The sequence below is a fragment of the Marinobacter sp. G5_S1_61_S3 genome (genome assembly GCF_054968585.1).
The window spans coordinates 1-24219 of record NZ_JBQKUK010000016.1 but is presented as its reverse complement, the minus strand read 5'-3'; the positions used below and the strand labels follow the sequence as shown (position 1 = coordinate 24219).

At 57.9% G+C, this 24219-nt stretch carries 36 protein-coding genes and 1 other RNA gene; 6 read left to right on the top strand and 31 right to left on the bottom strand.

Annotation, left to right across the window (positions count from 1 at the left end):
* Window positions 1-56 precede the first annotated feature (56 nt).
* The 30 genes from ACTRWH_RS15960 to ACTRWH_RS15815 all read right to left on the bottom strand — a co-directional run bounded on the left by ACTRWH_RS15960 (window position 57) and on the right by ACTRWH_RS15815 (window position 20002).
* A complete protein-coding gene (locus ACTRWH_RS15960) occupies window positions 57-977 on the bottom strand; it encodes a Mu-like prophage major head subunit gpT family protein (protein WP_462826620.1) in 921 nt (306 codons plus the stop codon).
* Between the two features lie 11 nt (window positions 978-988).
* Complete coding sequence (locus ACTRWH_RS15955; RefSeq protein ID WP_462826619.1) at window positions 989-1390, bottom strand: hypothetical protein; 402 nt, start codon at window positions 1388-1390, stop codon at window positions 989-991.
* Window positions 1390-2409, bottom strand: coding sequence for a phage protease (locus tag ACTRWH_RS15950; RefSeq protein ID WP_462826618.1), 1020 nt, complete (start codon window positions 2407-2409; stop codon window positions 1390-1392). The genes ACTRWH_RS15955 and ACTRWH_RS15950 overlap by 1 nt, the downstream gene beginning before the upstream one ends.
* 273 nt (window positions 2410-2682) lie before the next feature.
* On the bottom strand, window positions 2683-3957 hold the full coding sequence (locus tag ACTRWH_RS15945) for a phage minor head protein (protein ID WP_462826617.1): 1275 nt from the start codon (window positions 3955-3957) through the stop codon (window positions 2683-2685).
* Window positions 3957-5525 (bottom strand): phage portal protein family protein, encoded by a 1569-nt coding sequence (locus tag ACTRWH_RS15940; RefSeq protein WP_462826616.1) that lies wholly within the window; start codon window positions 5523-5525, stop codon window positions 3957-3959. The genes ACTRWH_RS15945 and ACTRWH_RS15940 overlap by 1 nt, the downstream gene beginning before the upstream one ends.
* Window positions 5525-7039 (bottom strand): hypothetical protein, encoded by a 1515-nt coding sequence (locus ACTRWH_RS15935; protein WP_462826615.1) that lies wholly within the window; start codon window positions 7037-7039, stop codon window positions 5525-5527. Before ACTRWH_RS15935 ends, ACTRWH_RS15940 begins: the two co-directional genes overlap by 1 nt.
* A complete protein-coding gene (locus ACTRWH_RS15930; RefSeq protein WP_462826614.1) occupies window positions 7036-7587 on the bottom strand; it encodes a phage protein Gp27 family protein in 552 nt (183 codons plus the stop codon). The genes ACTRWH_RS15935 and ACTRWH_RS15930 overlap by 4 nt, the downstream gene beginning before the upstream one ends.
* Before the next feature lie 3 nt (window positions 7588-7590).
* Entirely contained in the window at window positions 7591-7890 is a 300-nt protein-coding gene (locus ACTRWH_RS15925) for a VpaChn25_0724 family phage protein (protein WP_462826613.1), read from the bottom strand.
* Entirely contained in the window at window positions 7887-8273 is a 387-nt protein-coding gene (locus ACTRWH_RS15920; protein ID WP_462826612.1) for a hypothetical protein, read from the bottom strand. The genes ACTRWH_RS15925 and ACTRWH_RS15920 overlap by 4 nt, the downstream gene beginning before the upstream one ends.
* Window positions 8273-8497 carry a TraR/DksA C4-type zinc finger protein gene (locus ACTRWH_RS15915; protein ID WP_462826611.1) on the bottom strand — a complete coding sequence of 75 codons (225 nt, stop codon included), beginning with the start codon at window positions 8495-8497 and terminating at the stop codon, window positions 8273-8275. The genes ACTRWH_RS15920 and ACTRWH_RS15915 overlap by 1 nt, the downstream gene beginning before the upstream one ends.
* Before the next feature lie 5 nt (window positions 8498-8502).
* A complete protein-coding gene (locus tag ACTRWH_RS15910) occupies window positions 8503-8817 on the bottom strand; it encodes a hypothetical protein (protein ID WP_462826610.1) in 315 nt (104 codons plus the stop codon).
* On the bottom strand, window positions 8814-9200 hold the full coding sequence (locus tag ACTRWH_RS15905; protein ID WP_462826608.1) for a hypothetical protein: 387 nt from the start codon (window positions 9198-9200) through the stop codon (window positions 8814-8816). Before ACTRWH_RS15905 ends, ACTRWH_RS15910 begins: the two co-directional genes overlap by 4 nt.
* Entirely contained in the window at window positions 9188-9820 is a 633-nt protein-coding gene (locus ACTRWH_RS15900) for a transglycosylase SLT domain-containing protein (RefSeq protein WP_462826607.1), read from the bottom strand. Before ACTRWH_RS15900 ends, ACTRWH_RS15905 begins: the two co-directional genes overlap by 13 nt.
* A 2-nt stretch (window positions 9821-9822) precedes the next feature.
* On the bottom strand, window positions 9823-10125 hold the full coding sequence (locus ACTRWH_RS15895) for a putative holin (protein ID WP_462826606.1): 303 nt from the start codon (window positions 10123-10125) through the stop codon (window positions 9823-9825).
* Window positions 10126-10272: 147 nt separating this feature from the next.
* The gene (locus ACTRWH_RS15890) at window positions 10273-10476 is read right to left on the bottom strand and encodes a hypothetical protein (protein WP_462826605.1); all 204 of its coding nucleotides are present in this window, start codon (window positions 10474-10476) and stop codon (window positions 10273-10275) included.
* A gap of 297 nt (window positions 10477-10773) precedes the next feature.
* Window positions 10774-11490, bottom strand: coding sequence for a GDSL-type esterase/lipase family protein (locus tag ACTRWH_RS15885; RefSeq protein WP_462826604.1), 717 nt, complete (start codon window positions 11488-11490; stop codon window positions 10774-10776).
* Between the two features lie 61 nt (window positions 11491-11551).
* Complete coding sequence (locus ACTRWH_RS15880; protein WP_462826603.1) at window positions 11552-11947, bottom strand: Mor transcription activator family protein; 396 nt, start codon at window positions 11945-11947, stop codon at window positions 11552-11554.
* A 1-nt stretch (window position 11948) separates the two neighbouring features.
* Entirely contained in the window at window positions 11949-12464 is a 516-nt protein-coding gene (locus tag ACTRWH_RS15875; protein WP_462826602.1) for a hypothetical protein, read from the bottom strand.
* The gene (locus ACTRWH_RS15870) at window positions 12461-13060 is read right to left on the bottom strand and encodes a phage protein GemA/Gp16 family protein (RefSeq protein ID WP_462826601.1); all 600 of its coding nucleotides are present in this window, start codon (window positions 13058-13060) and stop codon (window positions 12461-12463) included. The genes ACTRWH_RS15875 and ACTRWH_RS15870 overlap by 4 nt, the downstream gene beginning before the upstream one ends.
* A 436-nt stretch (window positions 13061-13496) precedes the next feature.
* Window positions 13497-13910, bottom strand: coding sequence for a hypothetical protein (locus tag ACTRWH_RS15865; RefSeq protein ID WP_462826600.1), 414 nt, complete (start codon window positions 13908-13910; stop codon window positions 13497-13499).
* Window positions 13907-14251 carry a DUF4031 domain-containing protein gene (locus ACTRWH_RS15860; protein WP_462826599.1) on the bottom strand — a complete coding sequence of 115 codons (345 nt, stop codon included), beginning with the start codon at window positions 14249-14251 and terminating at the stop codon, window positions 13907-13909. The genes ACTRWH_RS15865 and ACTRWH_RS15860 overlap by 4 nt, the downstream gene beginning before the upstream one ends.
* A 190-nt stretch (window positions 14252-14441) precedes the next feature.
* Window positions 14442-14504: hammerhead ribozyme type II (locus ACTRWH_RS15855), an RNA gene on the bottom strand.
* Window positions 14503-14751, bottom strand: coding sequence for a hypothetical protein (locus tag ACTRWH_RS15850; protein WP_462826598.1), 249 nt, complete (start codon window positions 14749-14751; stop codon window positions 14503-14505). The genes ACTRWH_RS15855 and ACTRWH_RS15850 overlap by 2 nt, the downstream gene beginning before the upstream one ends.
* Before the next feature lie 115 nt (window positions 14752-14866).
* Window positions 14867-15088 (bottom strand): hypothetical protein, encoded by a 222-nt coding sequence (locus ACTRWH_RS15845; RefSeq protein ID WP_462826597.1) that lies wholly within the window; start codon window positions 15086-15088, stop codon window positions 14867-14869.
* A gap of 11 nt (window positions 15089-15099) precedes the next feature.
* Window positions 15100-15714 carry a DUF3164 family protein gene (locus tag ACTRWH_RS15840; RefSeq protein WP_462826596.1) on the bottom strand — a complete coding sequence of 205 codons (615 nt, stop codon included), beginning with the start codon at window positions 15712-15714 and terminating at the stop codon, window positions 15100-15102.
* Between the two features lie 17 nt (window positions 15715-15731).
* Window positions 15732-16079, bottom strand: coding sequence for a hypothetical protein (locus tag ACTRWH_RS15835; RefSeq protein WP_462826595.1), 348 nt, complete (start codon window positions 16077-16079; stop codon window positions 15732-15734).
* A 5-nt stretch (window positions 16080-16084) separates the two neighbouring features.
* A complete protein-coding gene (locus ACTRWH_RS15830; RefSeq protein WP_462826594.1) occupies window positions 16085-17041 on the bottom strand; it encodes an AAA family ATPase in 957 nt (318 codons plus the stop codon).
* Window positions 17042-17119: 78 nt separating this feature from the next.
* A complete protein-coding gene (locus ACTRWH_RS15825) occupies window positions 17120-19090 on the bottom strand; it encodes a transposase domain-containing protein (protein WP_462826593.1) in 1971 nt (656 codons plus the stop codon).
* A complete protein-coding gene (locus ACTRWH_RS15820) occupies window positions 19087-19572 on the bottom strand; it encodes a MerR family transcriptional regulator (RefSeq protein ID WP_462826592.1) in 486 nt (161 codons plus the stop codon). The genes ACTRWH_RS15825 and ACTRWH_RS15820 overlap by 4 nt, the downstream gene beginning before the upstream one ends.
* Before the next feature lie 106 nt (window positions 19573-19678).
* Window positions 19679-20002, bottom strand: coding sequence for a helix-turn-helix domain-containing protein (locus ACTRWH_RS15815; RefSeq protein ID WP_462826591.1), 324 nt, complete (start codon window positions 20000-20002; stop codon window positions 19679-19681).
* A gap of 170 nt (window positions 20003-20172) precedes the next feature.
* Between ACTRWH_RS15815 and ACTRWH_RS15810 the strand changes: the two genes are divergently transcribed.
* The 4 genes from ACTRWH_RS15810 to ACTRWH_RS15795 are packed head-to-tail and all read left to right on the top strand — an operon-like array spanning window position 20173 to window position 21883.
* Window positions 20173-20652: a helix-turn-helix domain-containing protein gene (locus ACTRWH_RS15810; RefSeq protein WP_462826590.1), complete on the top strand. Its 480-nt coding sequence runs from the start codon at window positions 20173-20175 to the stop codon at window positions 20650-20652.
* A gap of 20 nt (window positions 20653-20672) precedes the next feature.
* A complete protein-coding gene (locus tag ACTRWH_RS15805; RefSeq protein WP_462826589.1) occupies window positions 20673-21227 on the top strand; it encodes a hypothetical protein in 555 nt (184 codons plus the stop codon).
* A 1-nt stretch (window position 21228) separates the two neighbouring features.
* On the top strand, window positions 21229-21576 hold the full coding sequence (locus ACTRWH_RS15800) for a 4a-hydroxytetrahydrobiopterin dehydratase (protein ID WP_126810284.1): 348 nt from the start codon (window positions 21229-21231) through the stop codon (window positions 21574-21576).
* 31 nt (window positions 21577-21607) lie between these two features.
* Window positions 21608-21883, top strand: a complete 276-nt coding sequence (locus ACTRWH_RS15795) for a YrhK family protein (protein WP_041336773.1) — start codon at window positions 21608-21610, stop codon at window positions 21881-21883.
* Here ACTRWH_RS15795 and ACTRWH_RS15790 read toward each other — a convergent pair.
* Window positions 21880-22872: an integron integrase gene (locus tag ACTRWH_RS15790; protein WP_051946894.1), complete on the bottom strand. Its 993-nt coding sequence runs from the start codon at window positions 22870-22872 to the stop codon at window positions 21880-21882. The genes ACTRWH_RS15795 and ACTRWH_RS15790 overlap by 4 nt on opposite strands.
* 369 nt (window positions 22873-23241) lie before the next feature.
* Between ACTRWH_RS15790 and ACTRWH_RS15785 the strand changes: the two genes are divergently transcribed.
* Window positions 23242-23610: a bleomycin resistance protein gene (locus ACTRWH_RS15785; RefSeq protein ID WP_076921755.1), complete on the top strand. Its 369-nt coding sequence runs from the start codon at window positions 23242-23244 to the stop codon at window positions 23608-23610.
* A 72-nt stretch (window positions 23611-23682) separates the two neighbouring features.
* Window positions 23683-24147, top strand: coding sequence for a hypothetical protein (locus tag ACTRWH_RS15780; RefSeq protein ID WP_062383255.1), 465 nt, complete (start codon window positions 23683-23685; stop codon window positions 24145-24147).
* The last annotated feature ends 72 nt before the right edge of the window (window positions 24148-24219 follow it).

Genomic DNA, 24219 nt, shown 5'->3' with positions numbered 1-24219 from the left:
TTTAAAAATGGCCAGGCACAGGCCCGGCCATTTTCAGGTCACGTTAAGCCCAGGCCTTAGCCCGCGCCGGTGGAGCCGTACACCATTTGCCAGAAGCTGAAGCCAGCCGCGCCGCGCGCTTCGGCGCCATAGCGGAACTTCTTCTGCATGAAGACGCTTTCGCTTTCCATGTTGGTCTGGGAAACGAACACAGGCTTCTTGCGTTCCTGGAAGATGTAGGGCTTGACTGGCTTAGTGGTATCCATCAGGAACCAGGCCGTGTCGGAGGTCAGGCGAGACGACACCACCACTTCCGCCGCGTTGCGGTAAGGGTTCGGCTTGCCGTCCTCCAGGCGCTCCACGCTCATCAAAGCGTTGGCCGTATCTTCGAGAGCCGGCGGCACCAGCAGGATGTTAGGTTTGATGTTGAGCGGGCGCTCTTCGTCATCCTTCATCTTGCGCAGGGCGGTACGGGCCGCACCGAAACTTGCTTGAGCCGCAGCCAGAGTGGCGAAGCTCAGTGCCGCCGTTCCTTTGTTGGACACGCTGACGGTAGTGCCGTCTTTCTTCTTCACCGGATGATCGGTGTCAACGAATGGCTGGCCGTCGTAACCCAGCTCAACAAAGCTCAGGTTCACCACCTCGTACACCAGTTCATCTGGCAAGTGGGCGGCACTGTAGCCGGCCATTTCGGCTTCCGGCCCATAGATGCCCAGGGTGTCGTCCTCGATGTCGTTGCGGTCCACCTCGATGGTGGCCTCAAAGTCATCGTTGATGATGGTGTAGCCCTGGCCTTTGAGCTGTTTAACCACCTTCTCACCCGCCCACTTGCGCATGGCCGGGAACCGCTCCATCCACTTGTAGCGGTTTTCGGAGGAGGTCGAGGTCACCAGCATGGCGATCTTGTTCCACTCCGGCTCGGCGGCCTGGAGGGCGCGGTTGTACGTGGTCTTCAGGTTGAAGAACACGCCATCGAGTGCACTTTTATTAACAATCACTGATGCTCTCCTTACTCGACCCAGACGCCAGCAGACTCGACAGCCAGAACGGTACCGGACTCTGAGCGAGTGCCAGTGCCATCCGTGCCGGCGACGGTCTCGTCGTCCAGGATGTAACAGGGTTGACCGACCAGGCTCTGGTCGACGGGATCGGCGTCATCGTTCTTGAACAGGAACGCCTTATTGCGGCGGACCAGACACGTCTCGTCGCCATCGGCACCATCGCTATTGTCGACATGGGCATCCGCCCGGCCGATGTAGGTCAGGGTTGTGGCTTCAGAGCCCGGCACCAGATAGCCGGTGGCGTTCACGGCCACCTGGGCCCCCAGGAAGATTTCCACCCCGGCCGCGACCGCGTACGGCATTACCTCACCGTCGCGAACCGGGGTCATACGATCTTGAGTAAGCGCCATTAGTTCACCTCTCCGTATTTCTTGAGGTCCTCTTCAGAGTTGCCCATCATGCCGGCAATCTTGAGGGTCTCTGCGTTGAGCGCCTTGTCAGCGCCAGGCACCTTGCGGTCACCCAGGCCGGAGTCGCCGGTAATGGCCGGGGAGCTTTCAACAAATGTCTTGAAACGCTCCAGGCCACCTTCGCTGCGGCACTGTGCCTTGTGGTAGTCCACGGTGGCCGGTGCGATCTTGCCGTCTTCCAGGGCCTGGTTGATGGCTGTCTCGATCGCCTCGTCCTCGCGCTCCTTCTTCAGGGTGTTCAGCGTTTGCTCCGCATTGGCAGCGCGCTGCTGGGCCTGGTCGAAGTCGGCACGAGGCACGTACTTGTCGAGACTCGGGTTGGCCTCCCGATTTTTCGCGGTGTCCAGGTCGGCCTGGATTTGATTGAGGGCGGCAATAGCCTGCGCCTCAGTCGCATCCTCTGGCAGACCCAGCTTTTTAAGCAGATCTTTCCACACGGGGAATTCCTCCTGGTGGGTTTGCTGGTTCAGAGCGGTTAGCTCCAGGTTGGGTTGATTGGTCAGGCCCGCGCTGGTCAGCCGAACGATCTGGTTTTCATCGCGGGTAAACAGAAAGACTGGGGATAGGTAGCGGTATTCCTTGCGCTGCAGCTGGGCGGTGGCCTTCTCGGTCCATTCCACGCGGCCCCAAACGGCACCGTCACGTACTGCCAATTCCTTGACCCAGCCGGCAGCCGGGGCGTCCTGGCCATTCGGGGCGCGGTGCTCTGTCGCGTGCTCCCAGTCGATGACCAGGTCCATGTTGCGGCTATCAAACTCGCTTACGAGGGCCTGGGGGTTTCTGTTGCGCCAGGCGCGGCCGTCACGGCCCATCACCACTTCACCGGCGGGCAACAGCTCTACCCACTCCGGGACTTCGCCGGCCGGCAGCTCAACGTTCAGCGCCAGGCGTTGGCCCGGTGTCGGTTCGGTGTTCAGGGCCTTGGCAAGGCCGGAGCGGAGTGCGTTTGTTTTTTCCATGCCGCCAGACTAGCGACAGCCCATGGCGGATACGGGCCTGAAGGGCTTCAGGGGGATAATCAATCAGGAGGGGGAGCGAAAACGGAACCAGGGCGGTACCGGTGGAAACAGGTTATCGGACTCGGCCACTGGTTGGCAATCGCCACAACCGCATTTAACGCCCATTTAAAAACGACGAACGGGGTTTGACCCCGGCCATGGTAGCTCTATGCCAGTTAGCGGCCTTCTGGCGCTTCTGAGGGCGTTCTACGGCGTGAACAAAAGTTGACCAGATCAGGGCTGTTCCGAGGCTCGAATCACCTGGCCACGGCTGCGGGCCTGTTCCAGGTCTTCATCGGTGGCCCCACGGTAGTCGGTGAGGTATAGGCGCTGGCTGTCACCGCTGCGCCGGACTGTTGCCAGCCACCAAGGATTACCGGTGTCGCCCTCACGGCTTCGGAACACCGACAGGCGTTCATTGTCCTGGGCGATCAGTATACCCCGGTTGATCACGTCCGGCAGCTGCCGGTAATCCTCAACGGCCAGGCTGTCCGGATCTGGCAGGCGACCAGGTGCCAGGCGTACCACTTGCGTGTCCGCACCCAGGGCTGTCTGCGCCCGGCGCTCGATGACGCCGGCGGGTAGCTCGCCGTCCGGGCGGCGCACCCAGTCGGTGAGTATGGGGCTGTCCATCACGTCTCTTGTGGTCGCCTGGGCCAGGCGTTGGTCTGCTGTATCCAGCTTGCCAGTCATGCGGTCCCGGAGTACACGCACGCGATCCTGCCCCGGGTTGGTGGCCCAGGCCGGATGTAGGCCCTGGTCCACCTGGATGATCTCCCCGGTGCGCTGATTGGTGAAGCTGACCGTGCGGGTGGGCGGTGGCTCACGGCGCACTGGCATGGTTCGGCGTTGGCGCCGGCCGGTGGGCAGGCCGGTTTCCGGGTCTGTCTCCAGCTCCGCCTGTGGGTCCTGGATGCCTTCGCGTTCCATGCGTTCTGCTTCAACCTCAGACACCTGGCGTACCCGGCACTTGCAGCCGTAGCCATTGGGCGTCATGTGGTCGCGCCACCAGGGGTGGTCCACCGGCAACAGAGTACCCGCCCAGGACACGTGCTCTTCCCGGTGGTTCTCGCTGGGGCCCAGCTCATAGAGCAGGAAGGGCTGGGTTTCCTTGGTGCGCTGGATGCGCTGCCACTGGCCGGCCGATCGGGCGCTGCGCAGGTTGGATTGGTAGATGGTTTTCAGCCGGCGGGGTGAGCCCAGCTGCACGCGGCGGCGCTCGCCGGTGCTCGGGTCGATCTCATCCTTGATGCCCCACCAGCCTTTCTCCTGGAGCTTGGGCTTCAGTTCCCGGGAGAAATCCCGGAACGTCTTACCCTCGGCCAGCGCTTCGTCCAGACCGGCGCGGACATCGTCCAGGATGTCCATCTTCATGGCCTTGGCTACGGTGAACGAATGGGCGTGTTCCTGGCCCCACACATCCTGGAAGTCAAAACCAACGCGCAGATCCTTGTCGCGGAAATACGCCAGGGCGTCACGCGGTACCGGGCCGGCCTTAAAGTTGGCCATCAGTCATCCCTCGCATCGCCCAGGCCCCGGGCCTTGAAGGTGCTGGAGGCCAGACGGCGGACCAATTCGGTCTCGTCCATCTCGTCGAGTACTTCACCCAGGCGTGCCAGGAAGTCTTCCTCGTTTCCGCCTTCCTCGGTCACGCGCTGCGCCAGGCGTTCGATCGGGTCGATCAGCGGTGCGAGCTGCACTTCCCAGTCATCCTCCGCCTCGGCGATTGCATCAAAGTCCGGCTCGCTTTCGTTGACCACGGATTCGCGGTTTTGAGCGGTCTTTAAAGACTGGTTACTGGCAGATTGAACGGTACTTAACACCTGCTGTTCGGGCATCAGGATGTCGGCATCCTTTGCGGGATCCGGCAGACCCAGTTTGTCGGAGATCACCGAGCTTTCCACTTTCAGGCCGAGCGGTACCAGATCTTTCAATGCTGCAACGAGCTGCTTGAGATCTTCCGGCTCCGGCACATGGATACGCACGTTGGGGTACCGGCGCTGCACGCCGTAGTTCAGGTCGATAAACGGCTTGACCAGGTCGCGGTTAAGGCTCACGCCCAGGTGGCGTGCATCGGCCCGTTGGATGTCTTCCCGCACGTCGTTGTGCACGGTGGCCTGTGCCTGGCTGGAGCCGTCATCCGTGGTCATGGTCTGGCCCAGCACAGCCTTGCTGGTCTGTTTGTCGATCCACTCGGCCAGGCCCTTGAACAGATCGGCACCGCCCTGGGTGTTGGCGATTTCCTGGAATTCGATCTTCATGCCTTCGGGCAGGATGGCGGCCGCATCAGAGCCCAGGTTGGCCACGGCCGCCCGGAGGATGTCCACTTCCTCCGACTTGGCGCTGTCGTTGTAACGACCCAGGCGCAGGGGCATTCCGAACACCTCGGCGAATGCCAGCCAGTCGGTGAGCGTGTAGCTCTTCGCCATGTATGACACCGCCACCAGGCGGGCCAAGCCACCGCGCAGGGGGATGCCCGCCTTCAGTCTGGGGCGGTGCACGATGAACTTGTACGGGGCCAGCGGCACACCCTGGGCCACGTTGTCCGGATCGATCAGCCGCAGCTCTCGCCCGGTGGCCTGGTCGAAACGGAAGAAACGCGGATCTCGCCACACGTATTCCCGTGGCCACCACTGGCCACCCTTGGTGTTCCACATGATTTCGGCGACTGAATAGCCCTTGCCCAGGGCGTCCAGCAGATCTTCAATCAGATCCCCGAACACGGCATCCCGCACCAGGTCACGCACCGCATCTGCCAGGCGCACGTCTGCCGGCTCATCACTGGCTGATTCCACCACCACGTCCAGGCCGCTGACCGCCCGCTTGCGGGTGCCAAGCACCGAGGCGTAGTGCGGTTCGCGCTCTTCCATTTCCTCGGCCAGGGTGAGGTAGTCGTGGCCATCGTTGTTTTCGGCCGCCCGCAGGATCATTCCCAGGCGGTCCGGTGTCAGGTGGCTGGCAATGCCGTTGTGCCACACCTGGCGTACACCGGTCAGCGAGGGCGCGGCCAATTCCTTCTTCAGTTCGGCCTTCCGGATCGGACGGCCGTGTGCGTCCACAATGGATGATTCGGCCATTACAGCAGTCCTCCTCGGTTACGGAACCCGGCGGTGGCACGCACCGGCCGGTGGTGTTTGTGGTCAGGGCCGGAGCGGATGGCCTCGTAGCCGTACTCCAGGGCGCCCTGTTGGAAGCTGGCGTAATACGCCATGGCCAGAGCGATGGCCGTGTCACCGTGGCGTTTCTTGTCATCGCCGGTCTTAGCGTCGGGCAGTTTGGGGATACCCTTGATCACCTGTAGGGCTCGCAAGTCATCGAGCACGTCGCTGTCGCGGGGGATCTCTATGCCGTCATCTTCAAAGGCGGCCTTGAATTTGGGCATGGTCTCCAGGTACCAGGACTGCGAGAGCATCACCGCTTCGACACGTTGAGAGCCGTATTCATACTGCGCCTGTTCCGCCAAGTACTGGCCATTGCCCCGGGCGTCCAGGGCGCCGTATTGAAGATTCGGCAGCCGGTCGACGATGTAGAACAGGATCTGTTCCTGTTGCTTAAAGGGCACATTGCGCAGCTCCACCAGGAACGGCACGCAGCGCTTCAGCTGCTGGGTGACTTCCATCGGCGCGATGCTGGTCAGGTCGCCACTGCGGCCGAAGTCCTCGCCAAAGCAGTGGCGGCTTTCCGGGTTCAGCGATTCCAGCAGCGGGAGCAACACGCTCTCGCACCAGTCGTGCACCTCGGCCTTGCGCAGATGTTCCGGCCAGGCGTTGAATTCGACCGTGCCTTCGTACCGCACCACGGGGGCTTCCACCATGCGGGCCTCAATCAGGGCCCGGGAGATGTAGGCGCCGCCGCCGGATTTCGGAACACAGTAGTATTCCTCAAGGGCGTCCTCGCGGGTGGCGGTGTCCTTCAGCAGGTTCTCTTTCCACTGTTTCTCGGCGACCGCGCTCCATTCCTTTCCGCGCACCTGGCAGATGCGTTTATACAGCCCCTGGTCACAGGCGTCGTCCAGGGTGAGCCGGTGCACGCTGTAGCGTTTCTTGCCGGCCCGGCTGTCCTGGATCAGTTCGTTAAAGAGGTTTTCCACCCCGTTGTGGGTGCTGATCAGGCGCACCTTGGCGCCCCACATGGTCAGCGCCAGAGCGGCCTTGAGCACTTCGGCCAGCTCCGCATGGAAAGCGGCCTCGTCGATGGTGACGTTACCCTGGCGGCCCCGCAGGTTGCTGGGCCGGCTGGACAGCGCCTGGATCTTGAAGCCGCTGGCGAAGTGGATATTGAACGTGAGGATGTCCTTGTCGTCGTCTTTCAGAACCTCCTCTTGGACGGTGGAGGCGGCCTTATTGAAGGCCCGCGCCCACATCGCGCAGGCGTCGATGAATTCGATGGCCATCTCTTTGTTAGAGCCAACGTAGAAATGGTTGGTACCGTCAGCGGCCTTGGAGGCGCTGGCCGTCAGCACGGCGTCTGCCGCTTCGCCCCAGGTCAGGCCGGTGCGCCGGCTCTTCTCGGCGATCTTGAGTTCTGAATCGTCTTCAATCCAGGCCTTTTGGTACGGCAGTAGAACAGAGTCCGGCAGTGCGGTGGTCATCGGGCAATCCCCAGGATGTCACGCTTGATTGCGTCGATGGACTCGCGGGTCATGCCCTGGCTGGCCATGCTGGTTTCCGCCGCGTCGGCCGCTTCCTTGGCCACTTCCTGTCGCAGTTCCCGGGCCCACTTCTTCTGCCCGAGGGACACCCGGCCGATATCGGCCAGGGCACGAGTCACACTGCTCAGGTGTTTGGCGGCCTTCTCCGGTTCGTGCTCGGCCTTGCGCATGGCGATGGTGATGCGTAGCAGCTGGTCCTGCACGATCCGAGCGGTGGCGTCGATCAAATGGCCGCTCTCGTCTTCGTTCTCGGCGGTCATCGCCTTGGCCAGCTCCGTGGTTTTGCGCACGTCGCCCATAGCTTCCTCGAACTCTTCCTGGAGGCCACGGCCGTAGCGGTGAACAGCGGATTTCGAGAACTTGAAGCCGCGCTCTTCCAGCCAGTCGGTCAGGCCGTCGTAATCCTGGAAGCCGGTGTTGACCAGCCGTTCGTTCAGCTCCTCCCGGAGATCCTGGGGCAGATCGTAAATCTTTGAGCGCGGCGGCATGGCTTACACTCCCGGCTGAGGGCGGGCGATGCCTGGCACGCGGGCCCGGCCTTCGGCGACGTCGACGCCCCGGCTGGTGGAGGTGACAATCCAGCCTGCACGGGGCTGCTGACAGATCACCAGACCCTGTTCTTCCAGCCACGCCAGATCGGTGTGCAACTGGTCCTTGCTGATCATGTGGCCATAATTGCCGGCCAGTTCATCGTTCAGGCTGTACTCGTTGGTGGTGAACTGGTTGCGCCGTGACAGGATGCGGAGAATCCCCAGACGGCGGCCTTCGGTTTGAAAGTCCTGGTAGCTCATTTAGGCTGGTCTCCCTTGGCGTTAAGAAGGTAGCTGTTGACCATCGACAGCTGGTGTGACAAAGCCCGCATCTGGCCGCTGACGCCCGAGAGATCCTCTGCCACATCATTCAAACGGTCATAGACCTTCGAAAGGTCATGATGCGTGGGGGCGCCATCCATGCGGCTTTCGAATACATCCTGCCGGCGCTCGCAGCGGACCACCCGTTCTTCCAGGTGGTCGTATGTGGCTTCCATGTCGCCCCGTACGGTATTGATTGCACTGGCATTGGCTTTGGACTTGTTACTTATGTGGGTGTAAGCAAACAGCGCCACTAGGCCAACAATCTGGATGAAGCCCATCCAGAACCGAGCAGCGTCGTAATCAAACTGCGACAAATCCATCACTTCCCCCTGCGGTCATGGTCGGTTTGGCACTCTACACAACGCACGGCATTAGGGTTTGCCTGCAGGCGCGCAACGCTCAGGTGATCGTGGCAACCAAGGCAAAGGCGCTGGCCATGAGACTCCAGCGGTGCTTCCAGGTGACACTGCAGGGCCTGCTCAACACCGGCCCGCGTCAGGCGCTCCGTCAGCGCCTGGGCTTGCTCGTACACTTTCTCATCCATCGCCACTACTGATCCTCACGTTCTGAATCGGCGGTATTTGGTTGGTGCTGTTCTTTACAACGTTCGTTTCGCTGCCTGGCTGCAGCCAGTTTTTCCCAGCCTCGGGAGCCCCAGCGGTGCAGGCGGGCCAGGTAATCGCTCACATGTCGCTGGCTGTAGTCGCCGGTTGGTCGCACGGGTTGTGGCTCGGGCTCTACCATGCCTTGCTTCAGGTCACAGACGATGGGAGCCGGCATACGCTCAGGCGCAGGGATCCGCTCGGGCGTGGTTCCGCAACCGGTCAGGACAAACGCCAATGCCAACAACGAAAGGATTTTCATGGCAGATCCTCCAGTGTCTGTCGTAGCACTGGGGCCACCGGCCCGTCTTCGCTTTCCGGGGCGGCCGATATCTTCTTAAGCAATGCCTCATAGGCGGCGTCCTGCTCTTCCAGGCGGTACTCCAGTTCACGCCGTGCCGCCTCCGAGGCTCTGGCGTCTTCACGCAACTGGTCCAATGCCTGCTTTCGTCGCTCGGCCTCGGCCTGCCATTGGCTCACGCTGGTGCGCAGGTCGATTGATTCTCCGCGCGCTTCGGCCAGGCGCTCTTCCAGCCGGCCGGTTTGCCAGTCGTGCCACAACCAGCCACCGCCCAAAGCCAACAAGGCGGCCAACGTGCCACCTCCCAGCCAGCGCATAACCACACTGCCGATTATCTTGAACATGGATCACCCCCTTGCCAGCCAGCCCTGGTGTAGAGCGGTGTCAGTTCCAGGAGTATTCGCCGTGGGTAATGGCGGTTCTCCCGCTTTGCCCAGTCGGCGCGATTGGTGAAGTGCTCAACGTGGTTCCACCAGAGATCAGGGTTGTGACCGGCGGCCTTGGCCAGTCGCCGGTCACGGCTTACCCACCCTGGGCCACCGTTGTAGCCACTGAGGGTGAAAGCCCAGAGGTCGCATTCAGGCATGTCGCGCGCGTACCACGGCTTTACGCGCTCCATAATGTGAAGGTCATAGCGGACCATCGCTCGCATCGCCCAGCCGGGGGAATAGGGCGCGGCCTGGCCAAGGTCGGGATATATTTCAGAGATCCAGGTGGCAGTGGCTGGCATGAACTGCGCCATACCCTGGGCACCCACCGGGCTGTCGACGCCGGGGCGCCATCCGCTTTCCTGGTGTATCTGTGCTGCGTGGACGGCTACGGAGCCATCCAACCCACGCTCCTGTTGCACTATGCGGGTCAGCTCACGCTGGTAACGCTCGGCGGTATCCGGCACCTGCTGGGCATTCGCCGGGGCGCATGACAACAGCAGCATTGGCAGCATTAACACCAGGAACAGACGCACGTTCAGACCCCCAACCCAAGGGCAAGGATGGCTGCGGCCATGATGAGTGATCGGCGGATCATGCTGCCGATGATCAGTAACGCCGTCTCAAGGTCTTCGTGCCTGATATCACCGGGACGGCCGTAGTAAAAGATCGTGCGGTCAATCCAGTAGCCGAGGTAGGCACCGGCTGACAGCTTGGTCAGGCTCCAGAGCAGAACGCCAAGTTGGTGTGGGTACAGGAAGCCGACGATGGCAGCCATCACGATGGTGAAGATCAGCCAGGGGCCAGCGCGGAATTTGTCGAGAAAGGTTTGTTTATCCATGGCCGCAGATTAGCGGCGGGAAGGGTCAGGTTTAGGCCTGAAGCCCTTCAGGGGCGGCGGCCCACCCCTGAAAGACGAATGTCCAAAGATTACTCAGGACGCCAGCACATGGCAAGCACTACAGATTGAGCAGCGTTTATCCAGCGCCTAATCCGGGTGTAAAACGCGGTCAACATCTTCCAACACTCGTTCAGTATCCCGGTCCAGAATGTTGAGCAGCACGGTGAACTTGTCGCGGTCTACCGCGTGCAGGTCGCTGCCTGGTGTAACCAGATCGGTCACTGCACTCCGGCCTGCTTGCAGCTCGCGCAGCTGGTCCATCAGTTCCCGAAGGGTTGGGTTCTTTGGCATAGACTTCTCCTGTGATTGACGGTTTGAAAAGAGGATAGTGCGTTTTTTCAGAATCGGAATGGGGAATATTCTAGGCCCTTCCAATGCCCGAATTTCGCGCCGTATCCATCTCTCTTTCGGTATTTCAAAAATTAGGATACAGCCGATTTTCAAACTGCAACCCCAGGAGTAGACATTTGGGAATGTGAAAATTGAGGTTTTTGAGGATTTCCTGCGGCGGCTTTCTGAACTATTAGGAACTGATAATTTTCTTGCGCGCGTAGGAAAGTATTCGTTTAACGTTTCAAAGCAGAAAACCTAAATACTGGATCGCAAGGTGTCTTTAAGATGTTCGATCCAAATAGAGTTTCCCTCCGAACTCAAGTGCACACCGTCGCCAATGTGGAATTGGTCCGCAAGATTGCGCTCTGAGTCGATAAGATCATCACCTGCGTCGACAAAATATCTATTATCTTCGTCCTCCACAAAAACACTCAGCTGCTCGTTCAAAGAATCAATTCTTTGGTTCCATCCCTCTCTCTCTGGCCCCTTCTGTTGCTCATCAATTGGAAGCACAGCGCTAAAAATCAATGGGATTGAGTCGGGCACAGCCTCTGATATCTCACCCATGTTAGAGATTATTTCCTCGTTAGATCTCCGCCTCATGTCATTGATCCCGGCTGCAACAACTACTGCGGCTGATTCGTTGATGGAAAGATATTCAGGAATTCGCTTCAATACGCCAAGTGTAGTGTCACTGCCGATCCCGTAGTTTACTGACGGAACGGCGACTGCCGAGACTGGCAAGCCCTGGGTAAGACTATCACCTATAAAGATTACCGATCCCTCGGGTACGTTACTGTCCATGCGTGAATGGTAAGTCAGCATTCGGTGGTAGTGGTCGGTTATCTCGTTCTGCGTGAAACCAAAATCGTATTTTCGGTCCACCTTCTCTAGGAAATCACTTTTCAAAAGGACTAGCGCTAAGGCGATATGGATTGCAAGAAAGTAAAGACGATATATTCCTGATTTCACAATTACTTATCCTTTGTTTAGGGAAGGCGCAATTGTCAACCTTCAAAAACGTGGGTTCAAGTTATTCCACCGAAAACATATCTGTCTGCCGATCGTCAGGCACACCTTCAGACAGGATCTCCCAAACCCGGCGCTCGGTGAGCCGGTACCGGCGAGCCAGCACCCGGGCAGAATCGCCGTCCGCGTGTTCCTGGCGCATGTTCTGGTTGCGCACAGCCATGATCGCAGCCTTGGCGTTGGGCACGTCCAGGCGCTCCTGGGCGTAGTGGTGGGAGAGCTTGCGGGCGATATCCAATCCCAGCAGCTCTGCCAGCGGGTGGTCCTCCGGCATCTTGGTAGGCACTGTCAGCCGCACGCCACCGTATTCGCTGACGAGGCTTTGCGCTGCCTGCAGCCCGATCACGTCGACCAGTTCGCACAGGGAGGGCGGCAAGTAGTCGGTGTCCCAGGTGGTCATGTCAAACTCCGGTTTTCCGGTTGGTGGTGAACTGGTCCGGGTCGATGCCCCGCTTTATCAAGTCACGGCGCCAGGCGGCCTGCGCCTGCTCCGGTGTTTCTTCCAGGCCCTGCTTCTTTTCAATCACGTTTGGCCGGTGGTTGTCGGCCTCGGCCGCTGGCTTCCGGGCTTCGGGTGCCACGGTGGCCAGTACCTGCTTCAGATAGTTGTGATTCTTAAGGGGCTGGACCTGTCCTCTGGTGCGCTTGTCGTGAATACTGCGAATGGTGTCCTGCAGGGCGGCGACCAGGCTGTCACGGTCTGCCAGCTCCAAGGTTTCCTGGGCAAGCCGCAGCGCACGGGCATTGCTGAGATCCGACTTGGCCGGACGGAACAGGCCCAGGTATTGGACCAGTGGCCGGGCCAGTGGGCGGCCGAGCCCAGCCAATACACCAAGCAGCTCACTGCCGGCGTCGTCCTGGATCAACGCTTCCAGCTGGATGTGGCTATGGCAGATGGGGCAGCGGCCTAGCTTCATTGGCTGTTACCCTCCCGGTGCGCTTCCAGCCAAGCATCCGGCATCATGTAGTGATTACACAGGCGGACCAGGACCTTCCGGGTTCTGTGCCAGTTCTGAGGCAACTCAGGGTGCAACCTGTCGATATCGTCGAGCGACATCGCCCGTGCCTTCATGGCCGTTTCCAGTGAGCCCAGCAGCCGGCGCTTCTCCAGTTCCACGTCCAGGGCAGCGATCAGCCCACGCAGGTGTTCTGGCTTCTTCAGCCAGGCCACCTTGGGAATGCCGGTTTGCTGCTTTGCGATCGCATCGGCATAGCTCCACGGCGCTCTCATCTCGGCGAGCAGGGCCTCCACTTTCTGGAGCATGGGCTCCCGGCCCAGGTTGTGGGGTGTGCCTGGGTGCTGCGCCACACGCTTCTTTGGTCGGGCCTTGAAGCCGCGATCCTTCATGTGCTGAAGCACCTTGTACAGCTCCGCCACATTGCAGTCCGAGCAGGAACGCTTGCCACCGGTAACCGTGGCCAGCATCTGGCGGTAGGTGTCTTCGTCCAGGGCCAGTTGCTTGCGGGCGATGTGGATCTGGGCCTGGACCTTTTTGCGGTTGTCGTGTTTCACACTTAATCTCCGTTTCCATGTTGCACTGCGTTGCACCAGCCGCCGCATGGCTTGCCTTCTTGGCCCTGCTCGTGGCAGACAAAGAGCGCTCGACTCTCGACAGCAGCCTTGAAATCCCGCCGCGTGTGAAGGCTCACAGACGCTTCACTGCCTTTTTGGGCTGCGCACCCGGAACACATTGGCACCGCTTGGCCTTTGGCTTCTTCGAGCTGCTGACCAGTCAGCTGCCTCAAAGGTTTAGGCGTATAGCTCAGGCAAGTTACGCCAGCGCCAGGATCAGTAACCCAGCCGCCCTGGGGCCATTCCCCGCCTTCCTTCATTTCGATCATTCCCTCGACAACTTGGCAACCGCCTGCATTTGCGCAATGGCCGCATAGCATCACCCAGATTTCTGGCCATTCATCCACTGTCGGTTCATAGGGTGCGCGCTGAGACCTCACAGTTGGCCCTCCTCGGTCTGGTCCAGGATCTCCAGATCCGGGAAGTTCTTTTTCAGGTGCCTCACTAGGCTCTTCGGCGTGTTCCAGTAAGGCATGAAGGCGCACGTTTTCAGGGCTGTCATTTCGTCGGCCCGTTTTTTGCCAAACACCCTCCTAAGATTTTTGTACTGACTTAGCTTGTAGACTCGGTGACGGTACGGCCGCCAGAATCGACCTTCTGGGTGCTTCGGTTCGCCATCAGCGGTGGCTGTAGTCCATTCGCCCTTGATCCATCCATCAACGTAAACCTCTACAACCAAACGTTCCTTGTGGAGCGTCTTAACGAACTTCAGTTGGTGGCCATCGGCGACAGCGGCGGCGTGGCAAAAGACGCCCGACAGACTTTCTTCGAGTGTTTCCCACTTACTCATGCTCTCGCTCCAGCGCTTTTGGTTTCTCTGTGTTTCTGGCGATATCGAGCCCACCAATCGCGGGCATCGTTCGGGGCTCCACAGTGGCCCTCAACCTTCTGCCTCCGGCACATGCTGGAAAGCTCGACCATTGAGACCTCTACCGCTCCGGCTTCAACGGCCAGCGCCCTCTTGCTCAGCGCAATATCGTAGTGGTCACCTTGGTACCACCGTTTCTCAACCCCGATCCTCGCAGCCATGGCATGCAGTTCCTCGGAGGTGTCTGCAATCATGTGGCTCATCTTCATTCGGCCGTAGCGCCCCAGGGCGTGCTTGTACATATCGTCGACGTAGACCGTCATACTCTCGCTCCCGCCCTCCGGGCCTGCCTGGATGGCAGCTGCGCATAGCAGGCCTTGCAGGGCTGCTGTGTCTTTCCATTTTTGGTGTAGAAGAACTCGGCGTCATCCGGCCAGAACTCGTCACACTTGGTGCAGCGCCGTTCGGTGCCTAGCTCTGTGGTCTGTGTCCTGGGGCCCATAGCTCCCTCCGGTTCGGCTGCTCATCAGTGCCAGGCAACCACGCCTGGCAGACGCCCCGCAGGGCGTTTCGCTTATCCGCGTTTCTTTCGGTGTGTTATTTCTTCCGTTACATTGAAGTGATCACGGATGGCGTCTTTGATGGCGCTGAGGCCAACGACAGCCAATGCTTGAACCGCTGTAGGGTCTTGATCCATCTTCTCGCCGTGGAAGTCGAGGCCGATATCGAACCCTTCCGGGCCTGTCGTAATCGTTATAGTGGCCTTAGTGCCCATCTCATCCTTCATGCTCTGATTGGTGTCCGTTTCATCATGGTCAGCCATAACTAAATCCTCTTTATCTCAAGTAACCGGAAAGCGTTCGCGCCAGACTCGACAATCAGCCAGTCGGTTGGCCGCTCCTTTCGCTCTCTCGCAAACTTCGCCTCGTAGTAGTTCACTAGTCGCGCTCCTGAACCGCCGTTATCTGGTAATTGAGAAGAACGGGTACCTCGAAACCAACCGGAAGAATCAGTGGACAATCTCCCTGCCGGTATCTCATCACTCGCGTTCCCTTCCAGATATCGTTTTGAAAAGGGCGGCATTCGACGACTATTCCATCGTTGTCTATGTCCCACTCCAGGAAGTCCTGGCCGTGGTCCTCGATATGAAGCGTTTTCATTGCTCGCCCCCCTAAAGCGCGGCCACGTCCAGCGAGATCTGGCGGTAAGCGCCATCCTCGCCCTGGCGTTCATAGAAGCGCAGGTAGCTCTTGCTGCCGGTCACCTGGATGGAATCCATGATCGCCTGCATGGCTTGCTGCCATTTTTCGTTCTTGATGTTCAGGCTGCGCAGGCCGAGCACGCGTGCGGTACTGATCTTGCCGGCGCTGTCGGTTTGAAAGGCATGCTCCACAAGCGCCTGCACCTCGGAGCTGCTGCCGGCGGTCCATTCATGGATGCACTGGTCAATCAACTCCTTTGCCACCTGCAGGCGCTCGTCGAACGCCAGGTGATCTGCTACGGCGCGGACGATTCGGTACTGGCCATCGAATGATGTCAGGGTGACGTTGCCTTTCTTGCCGCCGTAGTTGGTGTCGTACTCCATGGCGCTTAGCTCCAGAAAGGCCTCCACCTCACTGGCGATTTTCGCTTTCGTATCACGCATGATTTCCTGCAAAGACTCGACCCTGCCGATGACTTTCTGCACGACGTCATCACGCAGCCGGTCGATATCCTTGATTTGTTCCACGGGCACCAGGTGACCCTTGGCGTTGCGGCGGAACTGGTCCTGGTTGTTGGCTTGCATGTTCATAGGGCTCTGCCTCATGTGGTTTGTGGTTTGGTCGGTTGCAGCGAGCGATTACGGCAGCTCGCAATGCCACGGCGTTTAGGGTGGCGCTTGTGGTGCAGCGGCTCGAAAGGCCGCACGTTGTTCCGTGGCAGGCCGTCCAGCTGCTGGGCAATTTCCTCCGCTTGCTCCTGGAGGACTTCTTGACGGATCAGCCGCACACGCACCTTCGTCTGCGCCGGCGTGAGGGGGAATGGAGCACCCAGCAGGTGCTCGTACCTGGCCGGATCCGCCAGATACTGATCCAGCGTGACTCCGTGCTTGTGCATCAGGTGCGCCGCGTAAACGTCGGCGTGGTGTTCCAGGTAGGCAGTTGGGTGCATGCGGCTCACAGGTCACCTCCAAGGTCAGTCCAGGCATCGCGGATAATCTGTAGGCTCAGGGGCTCGCCCACGTTGTTGGCAAACAGGGTGGCAAGGCGCAGCGTTTGGCTCAGGCCACGCAGTGCGCCGGGGCGCTTACCAATGGCCAGGCAGAACTTGCGGCTTTGTTTGTCGGTGATGCCCCAGGCATCCAGGATGGCGGCGATATCGGCATCCTGTGGCTTGCTCAGGCGAACCCGCTTGGATACGCGGCTGAACAGCTGGGCAAAGCCGATCGCCCGGGTACCACCGGTCAGCTGGGCATAGACGATTTCATTGCCAGACAGGCAGATGCCCACGCCGGTGGCGTCGTGAATGGCGCGGATGGAGTCCAGGGCGCGGTGGCACAGGTGCTGCGCCTCGTCGATAACGATCAGGCCACGAGTCCCCTGGACACGCTCAATGATGTTGCTCTCAACAACGTGGACGGCACCGGTGGTGCGCAGGTTGAGGGACTGGGCAATCCGGGTGAGGATCGGGCCCGGCCGTGCCACGGTCGGTGTGGCAGTGACCAGCCAGACGTTGGGTGCCTGGTTCTGATAGGTGCGGATGGCAGTGGTCTTGCCGATGCCGGCACCGCCGTACACAACACTGATAGAGCCCGCCATCTGGGCAAAGCTCAGCGCGGACATCACGGAGGATGCGCTGGGAGTGCGCACCCAGCCAGCGTCCGCCGGCAGCTTGCCTTCCAGCTCTGCCTCGGACTCGCGGGAGTCCAACCAACGCTGAATGGCCTGTTCGATCTTTTCGTTATCGCCCAGGTAAGTGCCCTTTAACCACTGGTTAAGGCGGGCAGCGTTGATGTTGGTCAGCTTGGAAACCGAGGCCTGGGTCAAGCTCTCATCGGCAATGATCTGTTCGACGGCATCCGCCAGGGCTTCGTTGCGTTTGGCTTTCATGTTTTTTCGCTGCTCTCGTGTCATGTGTTATCCTTGCCTTGCTTTGAAAGTGATTGGCCTTTTGGCCACTTTGAGCCCGGGAGTTGCCGCTCCCGGGTTTTTTCATGCCTCGCCTTTGAACTTCTTCAGGTGTCTCTCCATCGCGTCGTTGAATCCGTACTTGTCCGCCGGTGACTGGTAGGGCTGGTCGACGATGTCACTGCCTGCCACTGCCTTCTGAACCCGGCCAAAGTCGCCCCGGCGCACGTTGCTTTGGTCCTCCGGTGCCGAGTCTTCCGGCTCCGGCAGGTACTCCGTGGCTTCCAGAACGCTCATGCGCTTCTCGGCCTTGGCAGCCTGCTTGCTGGCCTTGCTGCGGCGTTTGTTCTCGCGGTTCCACTCGCGGCCGGCGCTGGTATCGCCAAAGCCAGCAGCGTGCAGACACTCCGCTTCACCCAGGTAGCGGCCGTCATTGCGGTACACGTGCACTGCGTTGTGGAGGCTGTCTGGATCGAACCGGACAACCACTCGCTCGCCGGCGTAATCCACCAGGAAGTCCGCGCCATAGCGGTTCTTGCCGTTCGGGCCGTTGCCGATCGTGAGGCTGACACTGGCGTCCCGCTGGACGAGGACTGACTCGGCCTGCATCAGCCAGAGCCGGCGCTGTGCGGCCGTGGCACGGCGGATGTGCTCGGCATTGCGCTGGTAGCTGTCCTCGAAGGCCTGTTTGAAGGAATGCACGCCGGCGCATATCTCTGTGCGGCGCTTCTCCTTTTCGTTCCACTGGGTGATGGCCTGGCGTAGGGTCTTCACGAACACATCCCAGTCCACGGCCTTCTCGCCGTAGTTGTCAGGCTTGGCGGTAACGTTGGGGCCGGTGTAGGCGCCCTCGAATTTCGGGTGCTTGTCGACGTAGTCACCCAAACCACCGACACCGAAAGCGCGCTCCACTGGCTTGGCCTGGCCCCAGCCCTTTCCGGCGACTACCGATGTCCAGTGCACCTTGATGCCGAGTTGCGGCAGCAGGCCCAATGGGTCGGTTTCCTTGACCTTAAAGCGGTACCGGTTGCTGACGCCGCCTGTCAGCCACTTGTTGGCGGCGGCGCGGGTGTTGTCGATGGTGACGTGCTCGGGGATTCCGTACTGCTCGATGACATCGCCCAGGGCTAGGCGGATCATGTCCGTGTTTTCGCTCTGGTCAGTGCGGAAGCCAACGATTTGCCGGCTGTAGATGTCCTGCCAGAACCAGGTCTTTGGCCGGCCAATCTCGCCATTCGGCATGCGCACGAATACGTTGTGCTGGTAGCCGTCGCCGTTGATCCAGAACAGCGCGTGTATGTCCCGCACGGTTCGTTTCATGGAGGGGTACAACCGGAGCAGCGCGTTCTCGCCCTCACGCTCCAGCACCCGGATGTGGCGGGGTATGTCCTTCACGCGGCGGTTTATGGTGCGCAGCGGTGGCCAGTCCCAGCCCTCGGCCTTGGCCGCCTGTTCTGTCAGCTCATAACAGTGGGCAACGGTGCGTTGCTCGGGTGCCAGGTACAGGGCCTTGAAGTGGTCCCATGCCCGTTCGTCGCAGGCGGCACGGGGGCGACCTGGTTTGTAGGACGGTGCCAGTGCGGCCAACCGGTCCTCCGGCTCCACGGAGTTGGCGATCTGCAACCAGCGGTAGAGCGTGGCCCGTGACTCCCGGTAAGTGATCATCGCCTGGTGGATCGCCTGGGTTTTGCTGGCGCCGTTGTCCTGCAGGCGCTCGATGGACTCAATGACCACCAGGCGATGCTGCGCGGCTTCCTTCATGGTGTTGGGTGCCGCTTCGTACAGATCCCAGAGCTCCTCTCGGCCAGTGGTTTTGGTGGCCTTTTCTGGCTTGATTTTGGTGGCGGCCTTGGCGCTGGAGCCGAATTTCTTTAGGACGGCCGCCTGGGTTTCGAGGGGCAGCGAAGAGAACGCATATTCACGGCCACCGCCCTGTGCCCGGCGCTGGCGACTCTTCCAGCCGTCACGCTTGGCTCGACGAACTACTGCACTGTGAGTGCCAGGCATACCACTCAGCCCAGCCAACTCTTTCGCCGTAAACCAGTCTTGGCTCATTCGTCACCTCCAACAAACAAGCCCAGCTCTGGTGCCGGCGCTTTTTCGACGTTACAACGATGTCCAGCCAACTGGCCCATGGCAGTGGTCAGGCCGGCCATCACTTCCTCACTTTCCAGGTTCCCTTTGTAGAACTGAGCCAGCAGAGTTACCGCGTCATTCAAGGTGGACTGAAGGGTTAACAAGTCGTCCTGGCTGGCAGGCTGTCCGGCAGGGATATCAATCAGCAGCTTCTGCGCGGAGGTCCCAATGTACTGGGTGATAAAGGTTGCTCCGCAGGCGTGTTCAAAGGGCCGGATCATCACGGCTGGCATGCGGCCATTTTCCAGCCATTTATAGAGGGTGTACTTAGAGGCCATGCCCATCAGGTCGGCCACCCGGTCAACCGACAGGTTCTTTTTCTCACGGCCATGCTCCAGGCAAAGCTCCATGGCATGCCTGAGTGACGTTGGGTTTACCCGTTTCCAATTCCGACGGCGCATTAGAAAACCTCTTGATTACCTGTTCCAAACAAAGCCTGCTGTTGGCCTAGCTGCCTCAACATCCACGTGCCTAAACTGGCGATAACTGAGCACCTTAGGAGGCGCGTTATGCAGCCTGTGATTTGCACTGTTTTGACCGTGGGTTTAATACACCTTGCAAGGTGCTATCCTTTGCCTTTGGTTGGGTGTAGTTCTGTGTGTACCTGGTGGGCCAGATGGTCTCAGGATCGACACCGATGGCCGTCGCGATCAGTCGCTCACCTTTTGGCCAAGGCCGGTCTAAGGCGTGAGCCAGCGTTGTGGGCGATGAGTAATCATGGTGGATTGCCAGCTTGCGAAGACTCCATCCGGCCTTGTGCAGTGCGGCGACGATATCGGCGCGGTGCCAGTTCTCTGGTGCCGCTTTTTTAGGCTCAATTTGTTTGTTCATGTGCTAACGCCCTTGCAGGATTTTTTTGCCTGTGAGTTTTGAACATGAACAAATAATAGTGCTCTATAGAGATCATTGCAAGCACAGGAAGCACGTCAATGTTCTATTTTGATGCTTTTTGGTGATCGTATGATTCTTTTTTTAGCCTTATCAGGGACTTGGGGGCAAGTATGACGCGTCAACCTTCTACAGCTTCTGAGGTCAATGTTCCAGGCTGGAACATTGACGCATTCAGTGAGCGACTTAGGCAGGCCTTAAATGGGAAAACGCCGTACTCTTTAGAGCGCGAAACGGGAATCGCTCAGAGTCTGATTAGGAAATATTTGAGCGGGAAGTCTGTTCCGGGAACGGACAAGCTAGTGGCGCTGTCTGTGGCGGCCAATGTGTCAGTTACTTGGCTTGCCACCGGTGAACGCGAAGCAAATGCAGATACTGTCAGCCACCAGGAGCTATTGCGTGAGGTGGATCTAAGCTCTCTGGAAGAAGTGACGATGAAAGTCCTGCAGCTCCTGGATGAGCGCAGGCCCGATCTGTCGCCGAAGGCATGCGCACGCATCGTGCGCTTGGTTTACGAGTTTTACTTGAGGCAGGGAGAGCCTATGGACGAAGCCAGTCTAAACAATGTGATAGAGCTGGCTGCATTTCGCTGATAGGCATTTTGAGGGGCAACATGATTGATGATCTTCTGAAACAAATTGGAGATGTAATTGAGGAGGACGGATCCAGCCAGGACAAAAACAAGTCTGGCGTAAATATAAGCGTAGGCAACGACAGCACTGTGGTGATAGGGAACGGAAACAGCAACATAGGTCGGCGAGAGAGCGACCACCAGCAAGGGCAGGGCGAAAACACCAGGTGTTATGGAAGAAGGGAGTCAGACCACGCGATCCGCGACGAACTGAGGCAACTCCGATCCCAGGTTAGAGACCTGGTTCAGTTGATCACCAAGTTGTTTTTAAAGAATGGTTCGGAAAGTTTTAAAGACGATTTACCCGACCCCGGGGCTTGTCTCAATTCTATTGACCTGACACCCTCAAAGAGTCCGGGCGTCTCATTTTGCGAGCGCATGGCTTCGGTGCCCCTGGTTAAGCCCAAACGCCGCACCACGCCTCGCTCCATCTCACATTGTCCCATTCAATCCCATTTTATCCCGGATGTCTCATACTTAATGGCTGCACACAACGAACCCACGCTTAGTAGTACAGCCATCAACCATGGAGGTTGAAATGAGTGAACTGACGAAACAAAGCTGTGAAGCCTGCAGCGCAGATGCTCCCACAGTCACTGCCGATCAGAAGCAAGCCCTGGGTAAAGATGTACCCGACTGGCAGGAGATTGAGCTGGACGGGGAAGAACAGTTACAGCGAGAGTTCAAGCTCAAGAATTTTGCCCAGGCCCAGGCGTTTACCAACAAGGTGGGTGACCTGGCCGAAGAGGAAGGGCACCATCCCGCCATCCTTCTGGAATATGGCAAGGTCACCGTACGCTGGTGGACTCATAAAATCGGTGGCTTGCACAAAAACGATTACATCATGGCGGCGCGCACCGACGTAGCCTACAAAGACATGCAATAATTCACCAAACCCACCGGAAACAGGATGTGTAATGGCTGAAGACCGTACAGATAACCCACTAACCTTTCGGTTAGGCCATGAAGAACTGGTTATACGGCGCCGTTACGAAGTGCTCAGCATCATCAATGATTTCCTGATCGCCATCTGGTTTCTGGTGGGCAGCGTCCTGTTTCTGTTTCCCGAACACGAGAAGGCGGCCATCTGGCTGTTCATTATTGGCAGTTTCCAATTCCTGATTCGCCCCACCATTCGCCTGATCGGGCATATCCACGTACAGCGCATTCCGGAAAGCCGCTGGGAAAGTTAGAAAGCGTCGTCTATCGGGCTGCGAACTCCAAAGCCTCCTTTACGAACCACATGTGTGTAGATTTCAGTGGTGCGCACGTCGGCGTGACCCAGCAGCTTCTGAATAGTGCGAATATCGTATCCGTTTTCCAGTAGGCGAGTGGCAAAGCTATGGCGAAACGCGTGGCTGTTTGCCTGCTTGTATACTCCCGCCTCACGAATAGCTAAACCGATGGCCCGTTGAACACCGCGATCCAGAAGATGGTGCCGGCGTAAGACGCCGCTACGCGGATCCATGGATAACTTGGCGGCTGGAAACAGATATTGCCAGGCAGGTTCTTTGCCTCCGCTGGGGTATTTTTGATTCAGAGAAAAGGGCATATAGACTTCGCCATGACCGCCGGCCAGGTCTTTCTTGTGCTGAACCAAGCAAGCGTCAATTTGCAGGGTTAATGGCTCTGCCAATGAGTCCGGGAGCAAGGTTGTTCTGTCCTTATTGCCTTTTCCACTGCGCACGATGATTTGCTGCATCCCGAAATCCACATCTTTCACTCTAAGTCTCAAGGCTTCGTTGATTCGCAGGCCGGAGCCATACATCAGGCGCGCAACCAACTGAGGAGCGCCTTCCAGGCCGTTGATAACGGCTTTGGCTTCATCATGGGTAAAAACGGTGGGTAAGCGTCTGGGTTTTCGTGCCATTTCAAACGATAGTTCATCCAGGGGCTGCTCCAGAAACTCGCGGAACAGAAACACGAGGGCATTCAGCGCAGTCCGCTGGGTACTGACACTGTTGTTACGCTGCACCGCAAGGTGCGATAGAAATTGTTCCACCTCTTTTGCCGAACACGCGGAAGGATGCTGCATACCATGAAAACGGATGAAGCGCTTGATCCAGTGGCAGTACGTCTGTTCAGTCTTGTAGGCCATATTTCGGCTACGAATCAGTGTGCGCAGCTGATCCATAAAGCGGGTAGGGTTGTCTGGCAACTTTGGTGGGACATCCAAAATCATCGGCTCAGCCTCCATGCTGTTTGTTTATACAGTATCTTAGGACTGATTTCGGGTTATTTCACGATGAAAAGCGGAGATATACGACAATTGTCGCAAAACTTCGTAAATTTCGTACCAATGAGCTGACAACTCTATGAAAGATATGGAATAGTCGTTGAGGATCTATTTCAGATAAGCGAACAGGCGTACTGGGTGAAACTTGACAATTGACGCTTATTTTTCAGACTGGTCAGTTGTTGAATGTTTTAATTTATTGAAAATAAAAGAAAATTATGGTCGGTGACATCTAGGGTGTATGGAAATAGGTGCGTTTTTGGTAGATGTCATTTGTCGTTGAATTAGCTGTTATGTCCTAATGGAGGTGAAGCAATGAAACTAGGGAAAGGAATACCTCAACTGCCATCGGGGAACATAGAAGCCACTGCGGAATTCTTTCAAATTAAACTTGGCTTCAACGTAGAAGCAATATTCCCAGATCATGGGCACCTGATTCTGACTAGAGATGATGCTGAAATTCATTTTTGGAGTGCAGAAAACGAAGCTCATGCCCGAACCATTGGTTCTGATAGTAGTTGTTATATTAGGGTCGAAAATGTTTCAGAACTTTATGAAGAGCTTAAGGAACGAGAAGCTCCTTTCCGTTATGAGTTAACTGAGCAGCCGTGGGGTATGGTGGAAATGCAGATCGATGACCCCTACGGCAATGCAATTCGGTTTGGTGAGCCTGTCGTTAAATAGCGACATAACAATCACAGGCAGTCGACGCGAAAAAGCCCGCGCAACTGCTGCAAGCGTTAGAAGTATTGAGATATGAGTGAAATTGAATTTTTGTGTTTTAATCAAGTGAATCCAGAAGACTTCATGGCAGTCGTCAATGAGGATTCTCTGAGAACACATTTAATCGATCATCCATATTTTGATGCAGCCAGCCTTCAAGAGTGGATGGGAGATAAAATTAAAGTGGATGCGATAGAGGGTTGTCGTATTCGGGCAGTTTATATAGGTGGGGTTTTAGCTGGTTGGTGTGGAATTCAGCCAGATGATAATGGTTTTGAATTAGCTGTTGTTATCTCACAAAAATTCTGGGGTTTTGGCATTCCAATTTTTAAAGTGCTCATGTGTTGGGCAAATGAGTTAGGGCATAAAGAAATACTATTTCATTTACTTGAAAGTAGGCCTGAGTACAAGGCACTAAATAAAATGGCCACTAAAGTTCATAAAACAGAACAATTAGGTCGGTATTTTACAACTTACCATATTCCAGTAGGTAAATAATGAGCGAAAAAACTTCTAACAAGTGCGTGCACGGGATGTCAAAAAGCTGCGCTTTTCGCCACCCGTGACGCA

Bases quoted from the DNA above. Each gene is read 5' to 3' on its own strand.
- ACTRWH_RS15820 (WP_462826592.1), bottom strand. From the start codon at position 19,572: ATGCGCCGTCGGAATTGGAAACGGGTAAACCCAACGTCACTCAGGCAT.
- ACTRWH_RS15835 (WP_462826595.1), bottom strand. From the start codon at position 16,079: ATGCACCCAACTGCCTACCTGGAACACCACGCCGACGTTTACGCGGCG.
- ACTRWH_RS15955 (WP_462826619.1), bottom strand. From the start codon at position 1,390: ATGGCGCTTACTCAAGATCGTATGACCCCGGTTCGCGACGGTGAGGTA.
- ACTRWH_RS15825 (WP_462826593.1), bottom strand. From the start codon at position 19,090: ATGAGCCAAGACTGGTTTACGGCGAAAGAGTTGGCTGGGCTGAGTGGT.
- ACTRWH_RS15860 (WP_462826599.1), bottom strand. From the start codon at position 14,251: ATGACGGTCTACGTCGACGATATGTACAAGCACGCCCTGGGGCGCTAC.
- ACTRWH_RS15790 (WP_051946894.1), bottom strand. From the start codon at position 22,872: ATGATTTTGGATGTCCCACCAAAGTTGCCAGACAACCCTACCCGCTTT.
- ACTRWH_RS15780 (WP_062383255.1), top strand. From the start codon at position 23,683: ATGAGTGAAATTGAATTTTTGTGTTTTAATCAAGTGAATCCAGAAGAC.
- ACTRWH_RS15915 (WP_462826611.1), bottom strand. From the start codon at position 8,497: ATGGATGAGAAAGTGTACGAGCAAGCCCAGGCGCTGACGGAGCGCCTG.
- ACTRWH_RS15945 (WP_462826617.1), bottom strand. From the start codon at position 3,957: ATGGCCAACTTTAAGGCCGGCCCGGTACCGCGTGACGCCCTGGCGTAT.
- ACTRWH_RS15950 (WP_462826618.1), bottom strand. From the start codon at position 2,409: ATGGAAAAAACAAACGCACTCCGCTCCGGCCTTGCCAAGGCCCTGAAC.
- ACTRWH_RS15925 (WP_462826613.1), bottom strand. From the start codon at position 7,890: ATGAGCTACCAGGACTTTCAAACCGAAGGCCGCCGTCTGGGGATTCTC.
- ACTRWH_RS15890 (WP_462826605.1), bottom strand. From the start codon at position 10,476: ATGCCAAAGAACCCAACCCTTCGGGAACTGATGGACCAGCTGCGCGAG.
- ACTRWH_RS15940 (WP_462826616.1), bottom strand. From the start codon at position 5,525: ATGGCCGAATCATCCATTGTGGACGCACACGGCCGTCCGATCCGGAAG.
- ACTRWH_RS15815 (WP_462826591.1), bottom strand. From the start codon at position 20,002: ATGAACAAACAAATTGAGCCTAAAAAAGCGGCACCAGAGAACTGGCAC.
- ACTRWH_RS15930 (WP_462826614.1), bottom strand. From the start codon at position 7,587: ATGCCGCCGCGCTCAAAGATTTACGATCTGCCCCAGGATCTCCGGGAG.
- ACTRWH_RS15785 (WP_076921755.1), top strand. From the start codon at position 23,242: ATGAAACTAGGGAAAGGAATACCTCAACTGCCATCGGGGAACATAGAA.
- ACTRWH_RS15795 (WP_041336773.1), top strand. From the start codon at position 21,608: ATGGCTGAAGACCGTACAGATAACCCACTAACCTTTCGGTTAGGCCAT.
- ACTRWH_RS15920 (WP_462826612.1), bottom strand. From the start codon at position 8,273: ATGGATTTGTCGCAGTTTGATTACGACGCTGCTCGGTTCTGGATGGGC.
- ACTRWH_RS15880 (WP_462826603.1), bottom strand. From the start codon at position 11,947: ATGACCACCTGGGACACCGACTACTTGCCGCCCTCCCTGTGCGAACTG.
- ACTRWH_RS15805 (WP_462826589.1), top strand. From the start codon at position 20,673: ATGATTGATGATCTTCTGAAACAAATTGGAGATGTAATTGAGGAGGAC.
- ACTRWH_RS15850 (WP_462826598.1), bottom strand. From the start codon at position 14,751: ATGGCTGACCATGATGAAACGGACACCAATCAGAGCATGAAGGATGAG.
- ACTRWH_RS15865 (WP_462826600.1), bottom strand. From the start codon at position 13,910: ATGAGTAAGTGGGAAACACTCGAAGAAAGTCTGTCGGGCGTCTTTTGC.
- ACTRWH_RS15910 (WP_462826610.1), bottom strand. From the start codon at position 8,817: ATGAAAATCCTTTCGTTGTTGGCATTGGCGTTTGTCCTGACCGGTTGC.
- ACTRWH_RS15800 (WP_126810284.1), top strand. From the start codon at position 21,229: ATGAGTGAACTGACGAAACAAAGCTGTGAAGCCTGCAGCGCAGATGCT.
- ACTRWH_RS15830 (WP_462826594.1), bottom strand. From the start codon at position 17,041: ATGACACGAGAGCAGCGAAAAAACATGAAAGCCAAACGCAACGAAGCC.
- ACTRWH_RS15845 (WP_462826597.1), bottom strand. From the start codon at position 15,088: ATGAAAACGCTTCATATCGAGGACCACGGCCAGGACTTCCTGGAGTGG.
- ACTRWH_RS15875 (WP_462826602.1), bottom strand. From the start codon at position 12,464: ATGAAGCTAGGCCGCTGCCCCATCTGCCATAGCCACATCCAGCTGGAA.
- ACTRWH_RS15895 (WP_462826606.1), bottom strand. From the start codon at position 10,125: ATGGATAAACAAACCTTTCTCGACAAATTCCGCGCTGGCCCCTGGCTG.
- ACTRWH_RS15810 (WP_462826590.1), top strand. From the start codon at position 20,173: ATGACGCGTCAACCTTCTACAGCTTCTGAGGTCAATGTTCCAGGCTGG.
- ACTRWH_RS15935 (WP_462826615.1), bottom strand. From the start codon at position 7,039: ATGACCACCGCACTGCCGGACTCTGTTCTACTGCCGTACCAAAAGGCC.
- ACTRWH_RS15840 (WP_462826596.1), bottom strand. From the start codon at position 15,714: ATGCAAGCCAACAACCAGGACCAGTTCCGCCGCAACGCCAAGGGTCAC.
- ACTRWH_RS15905 (WP_462826608.1), bottom strand. From the start codon at position 9,200: ATGTTCAAGATAATCGGCAGTGTGGTTATGCGCTGGCTGGGAGGTGGC.